Annotated in this window: 13 protein-coding genes; 6 read left to right on the forward strand and 7 right to left on the reverse strand. The window is 65.0% G+C overall.

What is annotated here, in order from left to right:
• Nucleotides 1-4 precede the first annotated feature (4 nt).
• The 3 genes from AC3RCP_RS30185 to ilvD all read left to right on the forward strand — a co-directional run bounded on the left by AC3RCP_RS30185 (nucleotide 5) and on the right by ilvD (nucleotide 4,052).
• Nucleotides 5-1,201, forward strand: a complete 1,197-nt coding sequence (locus tag AC3RCP_RS30185) for a class I SAM-dependent rRNA methyltransferase (protein ID WP_007921262.1) — start codon at nucleotides 5-7, stop codon at nucleotides 1,199-1,201.
• 209 nt (nucleotides 1,202-1,410) lie between these two features.
• Nucleotides 1,411-1,869 carry an REP-associated tyrosine transposase gene (locus AC3RCP_RS30190; RefSeq protein ID WP_007921264.1) on the forward strand — a complete coding sequence of 153 codons (459 nt, stop codon included), beginning with the start codon at nucleotides 1,411-1,413 and terminating at the stop codon, nucleotides 1,867-1,869.
• Nucleotides 1,870-2,210: 341 nt separating this feature from the next.
• Nucleotides 2,211-4,052 (forward strand): dihydroxy-acid dehydratase, encoded by a 1,842-nt coding sequence (ilvD, locus tag AC3RCP_RS30195; protein ID WP_101336202.1) that lies wholly within the window; start codon nucleotides 2,211-2,213, stop codon nucleotides 4,050-4,052.
• 169 nt (nucleotides 4,053-4,221) lie between these two features.
• On the opposite strand, the gene AC3RCP_RS30200 is transcribed toward ilvD, so the two are convergent.
• Nucleotides 4,222-5,277 carry an HAD family hydrolase gene (locus tag AC3RCP_RS30200; protein WP_101336203.1) on the reverse strand — a complete coding sequence of 352 codons (1,056 nt, stop codon included), beginning with the start codon at nucleotides 5,275-5,277 and terminating at the stop codon, nucleotides 4,222-4,224.
• Between the two features lie 240 nt (nucleotides 5,278-5,517).
• Between AC3RCP_RS30200 and AC3RCP_RS30205 the strand changes: the two genes are divergently transcribed.
• Nucleotides 5,518-6,909 (forward strand): L-cystine transporter, encoded by a 1,392-nt coding sequence (locus AC3RCP_RS30205; RefSeq protein WP_101336204.1) that lies wholly within the window; start codon nucleotides 5,518-5,520, stop codon nucleotides 6,907-6,909.
• 92 nt (nucleotides 6,910-7,001) lie between these two features.
• Here the strand turns inward: AC3RCP_RS30205 and AC3RCP_RS30210 are convergent, their stop codons facing one another.
• On the reverse strand, nucleotides 7,002-7,514 hold the full coding sequence (locus tag AC3RCP_RS30210) for a dihydrofolate reductase (protein WP_087092516.1): 513 nt from the start codon (nucleotides 7,512-7,514) through the stop codon (nucleotides 7,002-7,004).
• 96 nt (nucleotides 7,515-7,610) lie between these two features.
• Here AC3RCP_RS30210 and AC3RCP_RS30215 point away from each other — a divergent pair, with 96 nt between their 5' ends.
• Together AC3RCP_RS30215 and AC3RCP_RS30220 are read left to right on the forward strand one after the other, a co-directional pair.
• On the forward strand, nucleotides 7,611-8,990 hold the full coding sequence (locus tag AC3RCP_RS30215; protein ID WP_492570617.1) for a DUF2868 domain-containing protein: 1,380 nt from the start codon (nucleotides 7,611-7,613) through the stop codon (nucleotides 8,988-8,990).
• Nucleotides 8,983-10,371: a GTPase/DUF3482 domain-containing protein gene (locus AC3RCP_RS30220; protein ID WP_492570616.1), complete on the forward strand. Its 1,389-nt coding sequence runs from the start codon at nucleotides 8,983-8,985 to the stop codon at nucleotides 10,369-10,371. Before AC3RCP_RS30215 ends, AC3RCP_RS30220 begins: the two co-directional genes overlap by 8 nt.
• 111 nt (nucleotides 10,372-10,482) lie before the next feature.
• On the opposite strand, the gene AC3RCP_RS30225 is transcribed toward AC3RCP_RS30220, so the two are convergent.
• From AC3RCP_RS30225 to AC3RCP_RS30245, 5 genes are all read right to left on the reverse strand, one after another.
• The gene (locus tag AC3RCP_RS30225; RefSeq protein ID WP_492570615.1) at nucleotides 10,483-11,037 is read right to left on the reverse strand and encodes a phosphonate degradation HD-domain oxygenase; all 555 of its coding nucleotides are present in this window, start codon (nucleotides 11,035-11,037) and stop codon (nucleotides 10,483-10,485) included.
• Nucleotides 11,037-12,170: a TIGR03364 family FAD-dependent oxidoreductase gene (locus AC3RCP_RS30230; RefSeq protein ID WP_492570614.1), complete on the reverse strand. Its 1,134-nt coding sequence runs from the start codon at nucleotides 12,168-12,170 to the stop codon at nucleotides 11,037-11,039. Before AC3RCP_RS30230 ends, AC3RCP_RS30225 begins: the two co-directional genes overlap by 1 nt.
• A gap of 120 nt (nucleotides 12,171-12,290) precedes the next feature.
• Nucleotides 12,291-13,316 carry a putative 2-aminoethylphosphonate ABC transporter substrate-binding protein gene (locus AC3RCP_RS30235; protein ID WP_007921284.1) on the reverse strand — a complete coding sequence of 342 codons (1,026 nt, stop codon included), beginning with the start codon at nucleotides 13,314-13,316 and terminating at the stop codon, nucleotides 12,291-12,293.
• Between the two features lie 51 nt (nucleotides 13,317-13,367).
• A complete protein-coding gene (locus AC3RCP_RS30240) occupies nucleotides 13,368-15,092 on the reverse strand; it encodes a putative 2-aminoethylphosphonate ABC transporter permease subunit (RefSeq protein WP_087092473.1) in 1,725 nt (574 codons plus the stop codon).
• Nucleotide 15,093: 1 nt separating this feature from the next.
• Nucleotides 15,094-16,170, reverse strand: coding sequence for a putative 2-aminoethylphosphonate ABC transporter ATP-binding protein (locus tag AC3RCP_RS30245; RefSeq protein WP_007921288.1), 1,077 nt, complete (start codon nucleotides 16,168-16,170; stop codon nucleotides 15,094-15,096).
• Nucleotides 16,171-16,361 lie beyond the last annotated feature (191 nt).

Consider the following 16,361-nt stretch of genomic DNA (forward strand, 5'->3'; position numbering starts at 1 on the left):
CGTCATGTCCCTGCCAAGCCTGCGCCTCAAAGCCAACGCCGATCGCCGCCTGCGCGCCGGCCACCTGTGGGTCTACAGCAACGAAATCGATGTAGCCGCCACCCCACTCCACGGCTTCAAGGCAGGCGACCAGGCAGTGCTGGAAGCCGCCGGCGGCAAGCCGCTGGGCGTCGTCGCCATGAGCCCGAACAACCTGATCTGCGCCCGCCTGCTGTCGCGCGACGCCAAGCTGGCGCTGGACAAGTCGCTGCTGGTGCACCGCCTGAACGTGGCGCTGTCGCTGCGCGAGCGCCTGTTCGACAAACCGTTCTACCGCCTGGTCTACGGCGACTCCGACCTGCTGCCGGGCCTGGTGGTCGACCGTTTCGGCGACATCCTCGTCGTGCAGTTGGCTTCGGCGACCATGGAACAGCACAAGGACGACGTGATCGCCGCCCTGGTCCAGGTCCTCAAGCCAAGCGGCATCCTGTTCAAGAACGACTCCGCCGCGCGCGATGCCGAAGGCCTCAACCGCTACGTGGAAACCGTGTTCGGCCTGGTGCCGGAGTGGGTCGCCCTGGAAGAGAACGGCGTGAAGTTCGAGGCCCCGGTGATGGAAGGCCAGAAGACCGGCTGGTTCTACGACCACCGCATGAACCGAGCCCGCCTGGCGCCTTACGCCAAGGGCAAGCGCGTACTGGACCTGTTCAGCTACATCGGCGGCTGGGGCGTGCAGGCCGGCGCCTTCGGTGCCAGCGAAGTGTTCTGCGTCGATGCCTCGGGTTTCGCCCTTGACGGTGTCGAGCGCAACGCCGCGCTCAACGGCATCGCCGAGAAAGTCACCTGCATCGAAGGCGACGTGTTCGAAGCCCTGAAAGAGCTCAAGGCCGCCGAAGAGCGTTTCGACGTGATCGTCGCCGACCCGCCCGCCTTCATCAAACGCAAGAAAGACCTGAAGAACGGCGAAGGCGCCTACCGCCGCCTGAACGAACAGGCCATGCGCCTGCTCAGCAAGGACGGCATCCTGGTCAGCGCTTCGTGCTCGATGCACCTGCCCGAAGACGACCTGCAGAACATCCTGCTCACCAGCGCCCGCCACCTGGACCGCAATATCCAGCTGCTGGAACGCGGCGGCCAGGGTCCGGACCACCCGGTGCACCCGGCCATCCCGGAAACCCGCTACATCAAGAGCATCACCTGCCGCCTGCTGCCTAACAGCTAATCGCTACACAAGGCGTCACAAAACCTGTAGGAGCGAGCTTGCTCGCGAAAAACGTCAACGATAACGCGCCCGTCCTGCCGGATCGCGGTGCCTGATGTTTTTTCGCGAGCAAGCTCGCTCCTACAGATACATCCAGCCCCATTGTCACTACGACAGCCTTCTTCACAGCACCTACCGTTGCTCTTCCATCCATCGAAGAGGACAACGGAATGTCCAACACTCCCCATGCCCATCGTCTGCGCATCGGTCGTTATTCGGAATCAGGCCGTATCTACCTGCTCACCGCCGTCACCCAATGCCGCGAGCCCATCTTTCACGACTGGCGCCTCGGCCGCTTGCTGGCCAATGAATTCAGGCACGCTCAACAGTCGGATACCGCCATATCTCTGGCCTGGGTCGTCATGCCGGATCACTTCCACTGGCTGATCGAACTGCACAGCGGCGACTTGCCAAAACTGATGCAAGGCAGCAAATCCCGTAGTGCCAGGGCTATCAACCGCATCCGCAACAGTTCGCAACCTGTCTGGCAGAAAGGCTATTTCGACCGGGCCCTGCGCCGTGACGAAGACCTGAAAGCCATGGCCCGCTACATTATCGCCAACCCGCTGCGCGCTGGTTTGGTCCGGCGCATCGGCGACTACCCCCTATGGGACGCCATCTGGCTCTGATGCCCCGATCGACCTGTAGGAGCGAGCTTGCTCGCGATAGCCATTTTGCAGGCGCCGCCGGATTTCAGCCTGGCGGCTGATCGCGAGCAAGCTCGCTCCTACAGGGGCCTGCGTGTTCGTACTGCCGGTCATTCGCACCATTCCTTCCTGGCGCCAGCGGTGTAGAATCGCGAGATTCATCGCCAGTCATCCCCCGGCGGGTTTATGAGCTCAGGCTGAGGCGCGCGGCGATCCCGCGGCGTCATCGGCAGCTTCAGGACACACGGCCATTTCTGAGTGTTCCAGGGGTCAATAGAAGCTCACTCCCCATTTGTTACCTGATTAGCCGCCCGGAGTGCTCCATGCCTGATTACCGCTCGAAAACATCCACCCACGGCCGCAACATGGCCGGCGCCCGCGCACTGTGGCGCGCCACGGGGATGAAAGATGACGACTTCAAGAAGCCGATCATCGCCATTGCCAACTCCTTCACCCAGTTCGTCCCGGGCCACGTGCACCTCAAGGACCTGGGCCAGCTGGTCGCCCGCGAAATCGAACGCGCCGGCGGCGTGGCCAAGGAATTCAACACCATCGCCGTGGATGACGGCATCGCCATGGGCCACGACGGCATGCTGTATTCGCTGCCGAGCCGCGAGATCATCGCCGACTCCGTGGAGTACATGGTCAACGCCCACTGCGCCGACGCCATCGTCTGCATCTCCAACTGCGACAAGATCACCCCCGGCATGCTGATGGCCGCCCTGCGCCTGAACATCCCGGTGATCTTCGTTTCCGGCGGCCCGATGGAAGCCGGCAAGACCAAGCTCGCCGCCCACGGCCTCGACCTGGTCGACGCCATGGTGATCGCCGCCGACTCCAGCGCTTCTGACGAGAAGGTCGCCGAGTACGAGCGCAGCGCCTGCCCGACCTGCGGTTCCTGCTCCGGCATGTTCACCGCCAACTCGATGAACTGCCTGACCGAAGCCCTGGGCCTGGCCCTGCCGGGCAACGGTTCGACCCTGGCCACCCACAGCGACCGCGAACAGCTGTTCCTGCAGGCCGGCCGCACTATCGTCGAGCTGTGCAAGCGCTACTACGGCGACAACGACGAGTCGGTGCTGCCGCGCAACATCGCCAACTTCAAGGCGTTCGAGAACGCCATGATGCTCGACATCGCCATGGGCGGTTCGACCAACACCATCCTGCACCTGCTGGCCGCCGCCCAGGAAGCCGAGATCGATTTCGACCTGCGCGACATCGACCGCCTGTCCCGCAGCGTGCCGCAACTGTGCAAGGTGGCGCCGAACATCCAGAAGTACCACATGGAAGATGTGCACCGTGCCGGCGGCATCTTCAGCATCCTCGGCTCCCTGGCCCGCGGCGGCCTGCTGCACACCGACCTGCCGACCGTGCACAGCCGTAGCATGGAAGAAGCCATCGCCAAGTGGGACATCACCCAGACCAACGACGAAGCGGTGCATCACTTCTTCAAGGCGGGCCCGGCCGGTATCCCGACCCAGACCGCATTCAGCCAGTCGACCCGCTGGCCGAGCCTCGACGACGACCGTGAAAACGGCTGCATCCGCAGTGTCGAGCACGCCTACTCGAAAGAAGGCGGCCTGGCCGTGCTGTACGGCAACATCGCCCTGGACGGCTGCGTGGTGAAGACCGCCGGCGTCGATGAGTCGATCCACGTCTTCGAAGGCAACGCGAAGATCTTCGAAAGCCAGGACAGCGCGGTGCGCGGCATCCTCGCCGACGAAGTGAAGGAAGGCGACATCGTCATCATTCGCTACGAAGGTCCGAAAGGCGGCCCGGGCATGCAGGAAATGCTCTACCCGACCTCCTACCTGAAGTCCAAGGGCCTGGGCAAAGCCTGCGCCCTGCTGACCGACGGCCGCTTCTCCGGCGGTACTTCGGGTCTGTCCATCGGCCACGCTTCGCCAGAGGCAGCGGCGGGCGGCGCCATCGGCCTGGTTCAGGACGGCGACAAGGTGCTGATCGACATTCCGAACCGCTCGATCAACCTGTTGGTCAGCGACGAAGAACTGGCCGCGCGCCGTGTCGAGCAGGACAAGAAAGGCTGGAAGCCGGTGGAAAAACGCCCACGCAAGGTGACCACTGCCCTGAAGGCCTACGCCCTGCTGGCCACCAGCGCCGACAAGGGCGCGGTGCGCAACAAGGCGATGCTCGACGGTCTGTGATTGCCAGCCACTGAATGAAAATGCCCCGCCAAGTGCGGGGCATTTTTTTGTCTGGAGATCGGCCTCTGCGAGGCCTGTCGCGGGTAAGTCGGATCGCCGCCCGCTCGCTCCTACAGGCGGCACTGATCCTGTAGGAGCGAGGCTTGCCCGCGATGGATTCAACCCGTTCTTACTGAATGTCCTCCGGCTTGACGATCACCCAGTTCTTGTCCGCCGTCACCGGCAGCCCTTCCTTGGCCTGGGCCGCGGCGTGCTTGGCCATCATGCCGTTGATCTGGGCCATGTACTTGTCCTTGCGGTTGACCCACAGGTGGATGCCGCCCTTGGCCACGTCGACACCGTGGAACAGCATGTAGCCATCGCTGGTCGGGGTGTCGCCGCCCACCAGCACCGGTTTTTTCCACTCGTCGATGTAAGTCAGGATCGCCGCGTGCTTGCCGGCCATCCAGGTCGCCGGGGTCCACAGGTAAGGGGTCAGTTCCAGGCCGAGGTTGGCCTTCTCGTCATACTTGCCGGCGGTGATCTGCTTGCGTGCGGTGGTCAGCTCGCCGGTCTTGCGGTCCTTGAGCAAGGTGGTCACGCCGATGACGTTCTGCGGCTTGACGTTGTAGCCGTACTTCGGATCGGACGCGACCATGCGCACCAGTTCCTCGGAGGCGGCGGTCATCACGTAGACCTCGATGCCGTTCTCCATCAGCTTGTTGTACAGCTCTTTCTGGCCGGTGAAGATTTTCGGCGGATTGATCTCGGTGTTCTTGACCACGTCGCCTTCGAAATAGGTGGCCGGCACCGGCTTGCCCGAGGCCATCAATTCGTCGACATAGCCCTTGAGTTCCTTGAGGGTGAAGCCGGAGAACACCTGCGCCACCCAGGGGTAGCAGACCATGTCGTCGATTTCACAGAGGCGGTAGTAATAGCTGAACAGGCTTTCCTTGTGCTCGGCGGTGTCCTTGAACGGCATCAGCTTCAGGGAGGGGTCGAGGGTCTCGCGGGTGATCAGGCCCTTGTTCTCCATGAACGGCAGCAGCGACTCTTCCAGGTCGTAGCGGTAACTGGTGTTGTCCATGTCGAACACCGCGTAGTTACCCTTGTTGGCGTTGGCCGCGATCATCGCGTCCAGTTGCTTGGCCTGGTCCGCGGGCCAGTGCTTCAAGTCGGTGGCGAGAACCTGGCCGGCAAGGCCCAGGCAGAGTGCGGCAACCAGAAATTTCGGAGCGAGTTTCATCGGCGTTTTCTCCCTGATTTAAAGAGATCGACGCTAACAAATCGCTGTGACAATCCTCGCCTGTGGGCGACCGCCCGCGTCCTGATCCCGTCATCGGCATGTGCCTGAACGTCAGCGGCTTATTCCAAAAACGACAGTCCCAATGCGTTTTTGATATTAATTCATTAGATATCAAGCTGTTAGGCTTGCCGGTTCGCAATCGCAGTCATAAGCGATTGGCACAAGTCTTATGGAGCCTTAATGAACCTGCCGCTGATCCTCAACCTGCTGGTGTTCCTCGCCTTGCTGCTGGGCCTGGCACAAACCCGTCACACCACCTGGAGCCTGGCCAAGAAGGTCCTGTTGGCGCTGGTGCTGGGCGTGGTTTTCGGTGTTGCCCTGCACGGCATCTACGGTGCCGGCAACCCTGTCCTGAAAACCTCCATCGGCTGGTTCGACCTGGTGGGCAACGGTTATGTGCAACTGTTGCAGATGATCGTGATCCCGCTGGTGTTCGCCTCGATCCTCAGTGCCGTGGCGCGCCTGCACAACGCCTCGTCCCTGGGCCGGATCAGCTTCCTGACCATCGGCACCCTGCTGTTCACCACCGCCATCGCCGCGCTGATCGGCATCGCCCTGACCAACCTGTTCGGCCTGACCGCCGAAGGGCTGGTGGCCGGGACCCAGGAAATGGCCCGCCTGCAGGTGATCCAGAGCGATTACGCGGGCAAGGTCGCCGACCTGAATATCCCGCAACTGCTGCTGTCGTTCATTCCGCAGAACCCCTTCGCCGACCTGGCCCGGGCCAAGCCGACCTCGATCATCAGCGTGGTGATCTTCGCCGCCTTCCTCGGCGTCGCCGCCCTGCAGTTGCTCAAGGACGACGCCGACAAGGGCCAGAAAGTGGTCAACGCCATCGACACCCTGCAAGCCTGGGTCACCCGCCTGGTACGCCTGGTGATGAAGCTGACCCCTTACGGCGTGCTGGCGCTGATGACCAAGGTGGTCGCCAGCTCCAACCTGCAGGACATCATCAAGCTCGGCAGTTTCGTGGTGGTGTCGTACATCGGCCTGGGCCTGATGTTCGTGGTCCACGGCCTGCTCGTTTCGCTGGCCGGGATCAACCCGCTGCGCTTCTTCCGCAAGGTCTGGCCGGTGCTGACCTTCGCCTTCACCAGCCGCTCCAGCGCCGCGAGCATCCCGTTGAGCATCGAGGCGCAGACCAGCCGCCTGGGCATTCCGCAGTCCATCGCCAGCTTCGCCGCCTCGTTCGGCGCGACCATCGGCCAGAACGGCTGCGCCGGCCTGTACCCGGCGATGCTGGCGGTCATGGTGGCCCCGACCGTGGGCATCAACCCGCTGGACCCGCTGTGGATCGCGACCCTGGTGGCGATAGTGACCTTGAGTTCGGCCGGTGTGGCCGGAGTAGGCGGTGGCGCGACGTTCGCCGCGCTGATCGTGCTGCCGGCCATGGGCTTGCCGGTGTCCCTGGTGGCGCTGCTGATTTCCGTGGAGCCGCTGATCGACATGGGCCGTACCGCACTGAACGTCAGCGGTTCGATGACCGCCGGGGCGATCACCAGCCAGATCATGCAGCAGACCGATAAAGAAAAGCTCGATGCCGATGAGCATGCGGAGCTGGCGCAGGCTTGAGGGCTGCGACCTTTAGAATGTCATCGCGGGCAAGCCTCGCTCCTACAGAAGAACGCCTTCATCTGTAGGAGCGAGGCTTGCCCGCGAAGCTTTTAGGCTTTTTCCCAGACCTCGAATGTATAGGCCGGCTTATCCCCTTGCGGCGGATTCGGGCTGTCCCACACCTTTTTCCATTGGCTCTGGTCGAACTTGGGAAACCAAGCATCCCCTTCCGGGCTCAGAGCAACACTAGTGAGATACAGCCGATCAGCGTGATCCAACCCTTGCGCATACAATTGAGCTCCGCCAATCAGCATCACTTCATCAGCACACTGTTCACGGGCCCACTCTTCAGCCCGAGTCACCGCTGCCTCCAAAGACGGATAAACCTCCGCCCCTTCTAATTGCAGTTCAGCTTGACGGCTGACCACGATATTCAGGCGACCCGGCAGTGGACGACCAAGGGAATCCCAAGTCTTGCGACCCATGATGATCGGTTTGCCGAGCGTATTTTCTTTGAAGTACTTGAAATCCCCCGGCAAGTGCCAGGGCATGCTGTTGTCGACACCAATCACCCGGTTTTCACCAAGAGCTGCGATCAGACTTAAAGTAAGAGTTTTTTTCATGCGGGCGAGCATACCAGAGGCTCAGCATCCCGCAACGTACCCCGACAGGCGTGACAGCGGTTATGCTCACCGCTCATTTGAGCAACGGAATGACGCGTGACAGCACTGACCCCACTGGAAAAACTCTGGCTCACCGAAGCCGTACGCCTGCGCGAGGAACACGCCGGCGCCCTGGAGGACCAGGAAGCCAATCGCCTGGCGCGCACCGCGGGCGGCGACCTGGCGAGCCGCCTCCAATACCGCGCGCTGTGGCTGGCCGAACGCGACGGCCTGGCCGCTGCCCTGCGCCACTGGGTCCAGGGCGCGCGCCTGGCGCTGTTGCTGATGGCCGTGTTGGCCATGGTCAGCGGTGCCGGCCTGGCCTTCGCCGCCCTGGGTAACGGGCAGGCGCCGGTCAACGTGTTCTGGGCCCTGGGCAGCCTGCTCGGCCTCAACCTGCTTCTGCTGCTGAGCTGGGCCATCGGCCTGCTGTTCGCCGGCGAACAGGGCGCCAGCCTCGGCCGCCTGTGGCTGTGGCTCAGCGCCAAGCTCGCCCGCGACGCCAAGGCCGCGCAGCTGGCGCCCGCCCTGCTGCTGTTGCTGCAACGGCGCAAACTCAATCGCTGGGCCATCGGCACCCTGGTCAACGGCCTGTGGCTGCTGGCCCTGCTCAGCGCCGTGGCGATCCTGCTGATGCTGCTGATCACCAAGCGCTACGGGTTCTACTGGGAAAGCACCCTGCTCGGCGCGGATGCCTTCGTGGCGATCACCAACGCCCTCAGCGCCATACCCCGGGCCATAGGTTTCGGGGTACCGACCGTAGAGATGATTCACGCCAGCACCCGGGATGTTTACAACACTGAACTGGTGCGCCAGATGTGGGCCGTCTGGCTGGTGGCCTCGCTGATCATTTACGGCGTTCTGCCGCGCCTGCTATTGATGCTGTTCTGTCGCTGGCGCTGGAGGCACGGGCAGGCGCGCCTGCGACTGGACCTCAACCTCCCTGGCTACAGCCAGCTGCGCGAAGCGCTGATGCCCAGCAGCGAACGCCTGGGGATCAACGATGCCGCCCCCGACTTGCTGCACCGCATCGAAGGCGGCGTCAGCGCGCAGGACAGCGATGGCGCCCTGCTGGTGGCCATCGAACTGGACGACCAGCGCCCCTGGCCACCGCAATTGCCGGCCACGGTGAAAGACGCCGGCATCCTCGACAGCCGCGAATCCCGGCACAAGCTGCTGGAACAGATGAGCCGCTTTCCGCCGGCGCGCCTGGCCATCGCCTGCGATCCACGGCGCTCGCCGGACCGTGGCAGCCTGGCGCTGATCGCCGAGCTGGCCCGCAGCGCCACTGCCACCCGGGTCTGGCTATTGCAGGCGCCGCCCGGCGAAGCGCTGGACGCCGAACGCCTGGGCGACTGGCACGTGGCGCTGCAACAGCTGGAGCTGCCATTCGCCGATTGCGCACCGCTGAACTGGCTGGAGACCGGGCATGACTGATCCTCGCAAACCGCCGTTGAAGCTGGCGGTGGTCGGCCACACCAACGTCGGCAAGACCTCCCTGCTGCGTACCCTGACCCGGGACGTGGGGTTCGGCGAGGTCTCCCATCGCCCCAGTACCACCCGCCATGTCGAGGGCGCGCGGCTGTCGGTGGACGGCGAACCGCTGCTCGACCTGTACGACACCCCCGGCCTGGAAGACGCCATCGCCCTGCTCGACTACCTGGAACGCCTGGAGCACCCCGGCGAGCGCCTGGACGGCCCGGCCCGCCTGGCGCGGTTTCTCGAAGGCAGCGAGGCGCGCCAGCGTTTCGAACAGGAAGCCAAGGTGCTGCGCCAGCTGCTGGACTCCGACGCCGGGCTGTATGTGATCGACGCTCGCGAGCCGGTACTGGCCAAGTACCGCGACGAGCTGGAAGTCCTCGCCAGCTGCGGCAAGCCGTTGCTGCCGGTGCTGAACTTCGTCAGCAGCGCCAGTCACCGTGAGCCGGACTGGCGCGAAGCCCTGGCCCGCCTGGGCCTGCACGCGCTGGTGCGCTTCGACAGCGTGGCACCGCCGGAGGATGGCGAGCGGCGGCTGTATGAAAGCCTGGCGTTGCTTTTGGAAAGCTCGCGGCCGCAGCTGGAACGCCTGATCGCCGACCAGCAGGCGCAGCGCCTAGCCCGCCAGCAAAGCGCCGCGCGACTGATCGCCGAACTGCTGATCGATTGCGCCGCCTGCCGGCGCAGTGTGGTCAGCGAGGTCGAGCAGGAACAACAGGCCATCGGCGAGCTGCGCCAGGCCGTGCGCCAGCGCGAACAGCGCTGTGTCGAGGCGCTGCTCAAGCTCTACGCCTTCCGCCCGCAGGATGCCGCCGCCAGCGATGTGCCGCTGCTCGACGGACGCTGGGGCGATGACCTGTTCAACCCGGAAACCCTCAAGCAACTCGGGGTCCGGGTCGGTGGCGGGATCGCCGCCGGCGCGGCGGCCGGGGCCGGCGTCGATCTGCTGGTGGGCGGCCTGACCCTGGGCGCGGCGGCCCTGGCCGGGGCGATTGCCGGTGGCGCGCTGCAAACCGCCCGCAGCTACGGCGGCCGCCTGCTGGGCAAGCTCAAGGGCCAGCGCGAACTGACCGTGGACGACAGCGTGCTGCGCCTCTTGGCCCTGCGCCAACGGCAACTGGTGCAGGCGTTGAATGTGCGCGGGCATGCGGCGCTGGGCAGCATCCAGCTGGCCACGCCCCAGGACCAGAGCTGGCGCGAGGGCAAGCTGCCGGAAGCCCTGAACAAGGCCCGCGCCCACCCGCAGTGGTCGTCGCTGAACCCGGCGCCGCGCCTGAGCCAGGCCGAGCGTCAGGAGCAGATCGAGGTGTTGGCGCAGAAGCTGGTGGTCGAGGATTAGGTCGGCGCTGTTCTCGCGGACGCCATCGCGGGCAAGCCTCGCTCCTACAGACGCCAGTCTTCTGTAGGAGCGAGGCTTGCCCGCGATAGCTATCGTCCAGACAGCACAGGGTCAGGCAGTCAACAACCGCGCCGCCTTGTCCTTGAGCACCTGCAAATCCATCACCGGCACCCACAGCTCCTTGGCCTGTTCGTCCCAATGGCGCAGGCGCAGGCTGACCGCGCATAGCGGGTCCTGCTCGAAGGCCCGGGCCTCTTCGGTGCTCATCACCCCGCCCTGGTATTCCAGGGTGCGCCGGCTGGCTTGGCTGAGCCGCTCGTAGTAACCCGGCTCCTTGCAGGTCAGGTAACGCTTGGCCTGCACGTGGTACTCCACCAGCCGCGCCAGGCGCTCGCTGAAACCGGCGCGGCGCAGGTAGTCGGCGCCCAGCCGCTCATGGCCGGCCACGCCGAAACCGCCCATGTTCTCGGCATCCTGCCCACAGATATGCCCGATATCGTGGAAGAACGCCGCCAGCACCACTTCGTCGTCGAAGCCCTCGGCCATGGCCAGCTGTGCGGCCTGGGACATGTGTTCGATCTGCGACACCGGCTCGCCGATGTAGTCGCTGTCGCCAAAGCGCTCGTACAGGCCGAACACCTCGGCGATCCGCTGCTCAGGCCCCATCAGGCTTCCTCCAGCAAACGGGCGATATTGCCCTCGGCCATGGCCGGGCCGACGCTCATGCCCACGCCGGTATGCATCAGCGCCACGCTGACCCCGACGGCCGGGCGCAGGAACGAAAACGGCCCCGGGCCACTGGCGCCATAGACACCCTGCCAGCGCTCGATCACCTGCACCTTGCAACCCAGGGTGTGCTCGGCCAGCTCGAGCATCCAGGTGTCCACCTGTTCGGCATTGAACGGTGAGGGATCGCTGCCGTAATGGTGGGAGTCGCCGATGATCAGCTCGCCATAGGGCGTCGGGCTGATCAGCAGGTGGATGCCGTTTTCGTGCAGGTACGGCGCGTCCCGCAGGATCTGCGCCTGTACCGCCGCCGCTTCGGGCAGGTCGGCAAAGGCGCCGTAATGCACGCAGCTCAGGCCGGTGAGCAACGCGTGTTGCAGGTTCAGTGACACCTCGGGCCGGGCGCGGAGCATTTGCAGGCGGCAGACCTGCGGCGCCAGCGCGGCAATCGGCTCGGCCAGCAGGGTCTGGTAGTCATGCCCGGAACAGACCAGGATCTGCCCCGCGCGAAAGCTGCCGGCGGTGCTGTGCAGTTGGCCGGGCTCGATGTCGCGCACCAGGGTGGAAAAATGAAACTCCACCCCGAGGTCGCGGCGCAGGTAGTCGATCAGCATCGGGATGGCTTCCCGGGAATACAGCTGCTGGTCATCCAGGCCATGCAGCGCCGCGCGATGATGACGGAAGCGGCCGCCGTACAGATCGTTCAACGCCGCGCCGCGCAGCAGTTCGACCCGGTAGCCGTGTTCCTGCGCACGTCCGGCGCAGAAGGCCTGCAGCAATTGCTCCTCGGCCTCGGTGCGGGCGAACAGGTAAGAGCCGTTGCGCTTGAGCGGCAGGCCGGCCAATTGTGCCCAGTCGCCCCAGATGCCGCGGCTGGCCCTGGCCAGGTCGAGCATCACGCCCGGCGGCTGGCCGGTCACCAGGGCCTGGCCGAAATTGCGCACCGACGCGCCCAGGGGCGTGGCGCTGCGCTCGAAAACCTTGACCCGCAAACCGCGCTTGGCCGCGGCATAGGCATGGGACAGCCCGAGAATGCCGGCGCCGACGATCAGCAGGTCGTTGTGGTTGCTCATGGGTGTGGTCCTTGGGAAATGACCCTACGAGGTCAATCGCGAGCAAGCTCGCTCCTACAAAGGCCAACCCTGTAGGAGCAGCCGGTCGACGCTCGATTGCTCGCGATAGCGGTCTATTGGTTACTGGGCGGCGACCTTCTCGGACTTGCCGTCATAACGCTTGCGCCACTCGGCGAGGATCTCGTCGCGGTTCTTCGAGGCCCAGGCGAAGTCGTTCTTGATCAGGCGCTGCTCGTAGTCGGCCGGCAGTTCGGTCTGCGGCTTGGCGATCCCCGGCTGGGCCAGCACGGCGAAGTTTTCCTTGTACAGCTCCATGGCCGCGGGGCTGGCGGAGAAGTCGGCGAGCTTCTTCGCGGCTTCTTCATGAGGGGTGCCCTTGATCACCGCGGTGGCTTCGATTTCCCAGCCCAGGCCTTCCTTGGGCAGCACGATGTCCAGCGGCGCGCCCTGGCGCTTGAGCTGCACGGCCGGGTATTCGAAGGAGATGCCGATCGGGAATTCGCCGGCCGCCGCCAGCTTGCACGGCTTGGAACCGGAGTGAACGTACTGGCCGATGTTCTGGTGCAGGTCGTCCATGTACTGCCAGCCCTGCTTCTCGCCAAAGGTCTGCAACCAGGCGCTGACGTCGAGGAAGCCGGTGCCGGACGAGGCCGGGTTGGGCATGACGATCTTGCCCTTGTACTCAGGCTTGGTCAGGTCCTGCCAGCTCACTGGCTTGGTCAGGCCCTGCTTTTGTGCCTCGACGGTGTTGAAGCAGATGGTCGCGGCCCAGACGTCCATGCCGACCCAGGCCGGCGGGTTGGCGGCGTCACGGTAGTTGCCGCCGATCTTGCCCAGATCCTTCGGTGCATAGCTTTGCAGCATGCCCTGCTGATCGAGGATCGCCAGGCTGGAAGCGGCCAGGCCCCACACTGCGTCCGCCTGCGGCCGGGCTTTTTCCGCCAGCAGCTTGGCGGTGATGATCCCGGTGGAATCACGCACCCATTTGATTTCCACATCCGGGTTGGCGGCTTCGAAGGCTTGCTTGTAGCTCTTGAGCTGTTCGGCTTCGAGGGCGGTATAGACCGTCAGTTCGGTCTTCGCGGCAAAGGCGTTCATGCTGAAGGCAGTGAGGACAGCAGCGGCAACAGCCAGGGGCTTGAACATGGTGCGGTTCCTTTCTGGGGTGGGGGCTTGTTAGTGGGGGGTTGGGCAGATTCAATGGCCGGGCGCGGTCTGCCGCCAGGCCTGGGAGCGGCGCAGCAAACCGCGCGAAGCCCAGGCCAGGAGCAGGGACACGCCCGCCGAGGTAAAGAGGATCAGGGTCGACATGGCGGCCGCGCCGCCGACGTTGCCGGCGTCGTCCATGTTCAGCACCGCCACCGCCGCGAGGATGGTGTCGGGGCTGTAGAGGAAGATCGCCGCCGAGACAGTGGTCATGGCCGAGACGAACAGGTAGCGCAGGATATCCAGCAGCGCCGGCAGGCAGATCGGCACGGTGACCCGCAGGTAATGGCGGTACAGCGGGGCCTTGAGCGACAGCGCCGCGGCCTCGAACTCGGCATCGAGCTGGCGCAGCGCGGTGGTGGCGGTCATCTGCGCGGTGGTCAGGTAGTGAGCAATGGTGCACACCACCAGCAGGGTCATGCTGCCGTAGAACACATGCAGCGGGTTGCCGCTGAGGTTGAAGAAGAAGACGTAACCCAGGCCCAGCACCAGGCCCGGCACCGCCATCGGCACGAAGCTGAGCATGCGCAGCGCCAGGTTGAGGCCGCGCTGGGTATGGGTCTTCTCCATCAGGTAGGCGCCGGTGAAGATCAGCGCGCTGCCGATCAGCGCCGTGCACAGGGCCATGGTCAGGCTGTTGCGGTAGGCCAGCCAGCCGCCGCCGGCGGTGTCGTTGAACTGGTAGTGGTTGAGCGACAGCGAAAGGTTATAGGGCCAGAACTTCACCAGCGACGAGAACACCGCCATGCCGAACACCAGCAGCAGCGCCGCGCAGATCAGCAGGACGATCGCCAGGTAGCAACCGTCCCGCAGCCGGGAAGGCGCCGGCTGGAACACCTGAGCCCGGCCGCTCATGGAATCGCCATGACGACGGCGCAGCCAGGCATCGACACCGAAGCTGAACAGCGCCGGCAGCAACAGCACCATGCCGATCAAGGCGCCACGGCCGAACTGTTGCTGGCCGACCACCGCCTTGTAGGCTTCCAGCGCCAGCACCTGATAGTCGCCACCGACCACCACCGGCACGCCGAAATCGGTGATGGTCAGGGTGAACACCAGGCAGAACGCGGCGAACACCGCCTGCCGGGTGGCCGGCCAGGTGATGCTGCGAAAGGCCTTGGCCGGGCTGGCGCCCATGCTCGACGCGGCATCGAACAGCCGCGCATCGGCCAGGGACAGGGCCGACAGCAGGATCATCAGGGCGTGAGGAAAGGTGTAGATCACCTCGCCGAGAACGATGCCCCAGAAACCGTAGATATTGTCCGAGAGCAGGCCACGGAGCAGGCCCTGGTTGCCGAACAGATAGACCAGGGCGATCCCCGGCAGCATCGACGGCGCCATCAGCGGCAGCAGCGACAGGCCGCGCCAGATCGCCTTGCCGGGAATCAGCGTGCGTTGCAGGGCATAGGCGAACAGGTAGGCCAGCGGCACCACGATGGCGGCCACGCTGAGGGAGACTTTCAGGCTGTTGCCCAACAGCCAGTGGAAGTTGGCGCTGGTCACCAGCTCACGGGCCGCAACCAGGCCACCGCCCTGCCCGGCTTCGCCGCTGAAACCGCGCCAGAAAATCGCCAGCAACGGCAGCAACACCGCCAGGCCCAGCAGCATCAGCAGGACCAGCTTGCCGCCGAGCACGAAGAGGCGGTCGCCGATTTGCGCACGGGCCGCCTGGCGCGCCCGTTTTGTGGGTAGCGGCAGGGTCAGGTCAACGGCCATCTCAGGCAAACACCTGCAGGCTGCGCGGTGGCAAGGCAACCCAGATGTCCTGGGCACCGAGGCGCGGCATGGCTTCCGGGGCCAGCTCGGCCAGCAGCGGATGGCCGGGCAATTGGTTGAGTTCGAAGCTCATGCGGCAGCGGTTGCCGAGGAAGGTGATCTCCCGGACCTTGGCCGGGAACAGGTTTTCCTCGTGCACCGGCGGGTTGACGCTGATCGCCTCCGGGCGGCAGAACAACCGACCCGAGGCGGCCTTGCCGGAGTCGGCCGCCAACCGCACGTTCATCCCGCCGACCTGGGCGTGGCTGTCGCTGCTGCGGCGGAACGGCAGCCAGTTGCCCTGGCCGACGAATTCGGCGACGAACGGGGTGGCCGGGCGATCATAGATTTCCTGCGGCGTGGCGTACTGCTCGACCTTGCCGTTGTTCATCACCGCGATGCGGTCGGCCATCAACATGGCCTCGTCCTGGTTGTGGGTGACCATCAGGGTGGTGATGCCCAGGCGCCGCTGCAGCTGGCGCAGCTCGGTGCACAGGTGCTCGCGCACCCGCGCATCCAGCGCCGACATCGGTTCATCCAGCAACAACAACGAAGGCGCCGGGGCCAGGGCGCGCGCCAGGGCCACCCGCTGCTGCTGGCCGCCCGACAGCTGGCCGGGGTATTTCTTTTCGCTGCCGGTCAGGCCCACCAGTTCCAGCATCTGCGCCACGCGCTTGCGCACTTCGTCGCGACCGCTGCCGGCCAGGCCATAGGCGATGTTGGCTTCGACGCTGAGGTTGGGGAACAGCGCATAGGACTGGAACAGAATGCCGTAGTCCCGGGCCTGGGGCGCCAGGTGCGAGACGTCGCGGCTGCCCAGGTACAACTCGCCCCGGTCCTGGCGCTCGAGGCCGGCGATGCAGCGCAGCAAGGTGGTCTTGCCGCAGCCCGACGGACCGAGCAGGCACACCAGCTCGCCGGCCGCCACGTCCAGGGAGACGTTATCCAGGGCGGTGAAAGCGCCAAAGCGTTTCTGCATGCCGCGCACTTTCATCGGCGCGCCGGGGTTGCTCAGGGCAGTTGCGATCGGGTTGTTCATGGACGGACCTCATCAAGCAGATGCAGGCCATCCTAGGGAACGAATGCGTAGTTACTGTGGCAGTGAGGCAAAAGCTGCCGATAGTGGTATTGGCGGATTTGGGTTCAAGAGAACGCAGAGCCTTGTAGCCGCTGCCGAGCCCGCGAGGCTGCGAACGGTTGCGCAGCAACCGCAGGGCGCCTTTTGCGGGC

The sequence above is a fragment of the Pseudomonas sp. GW822-FHT05A08 genome (assembly GCF_058800485.1).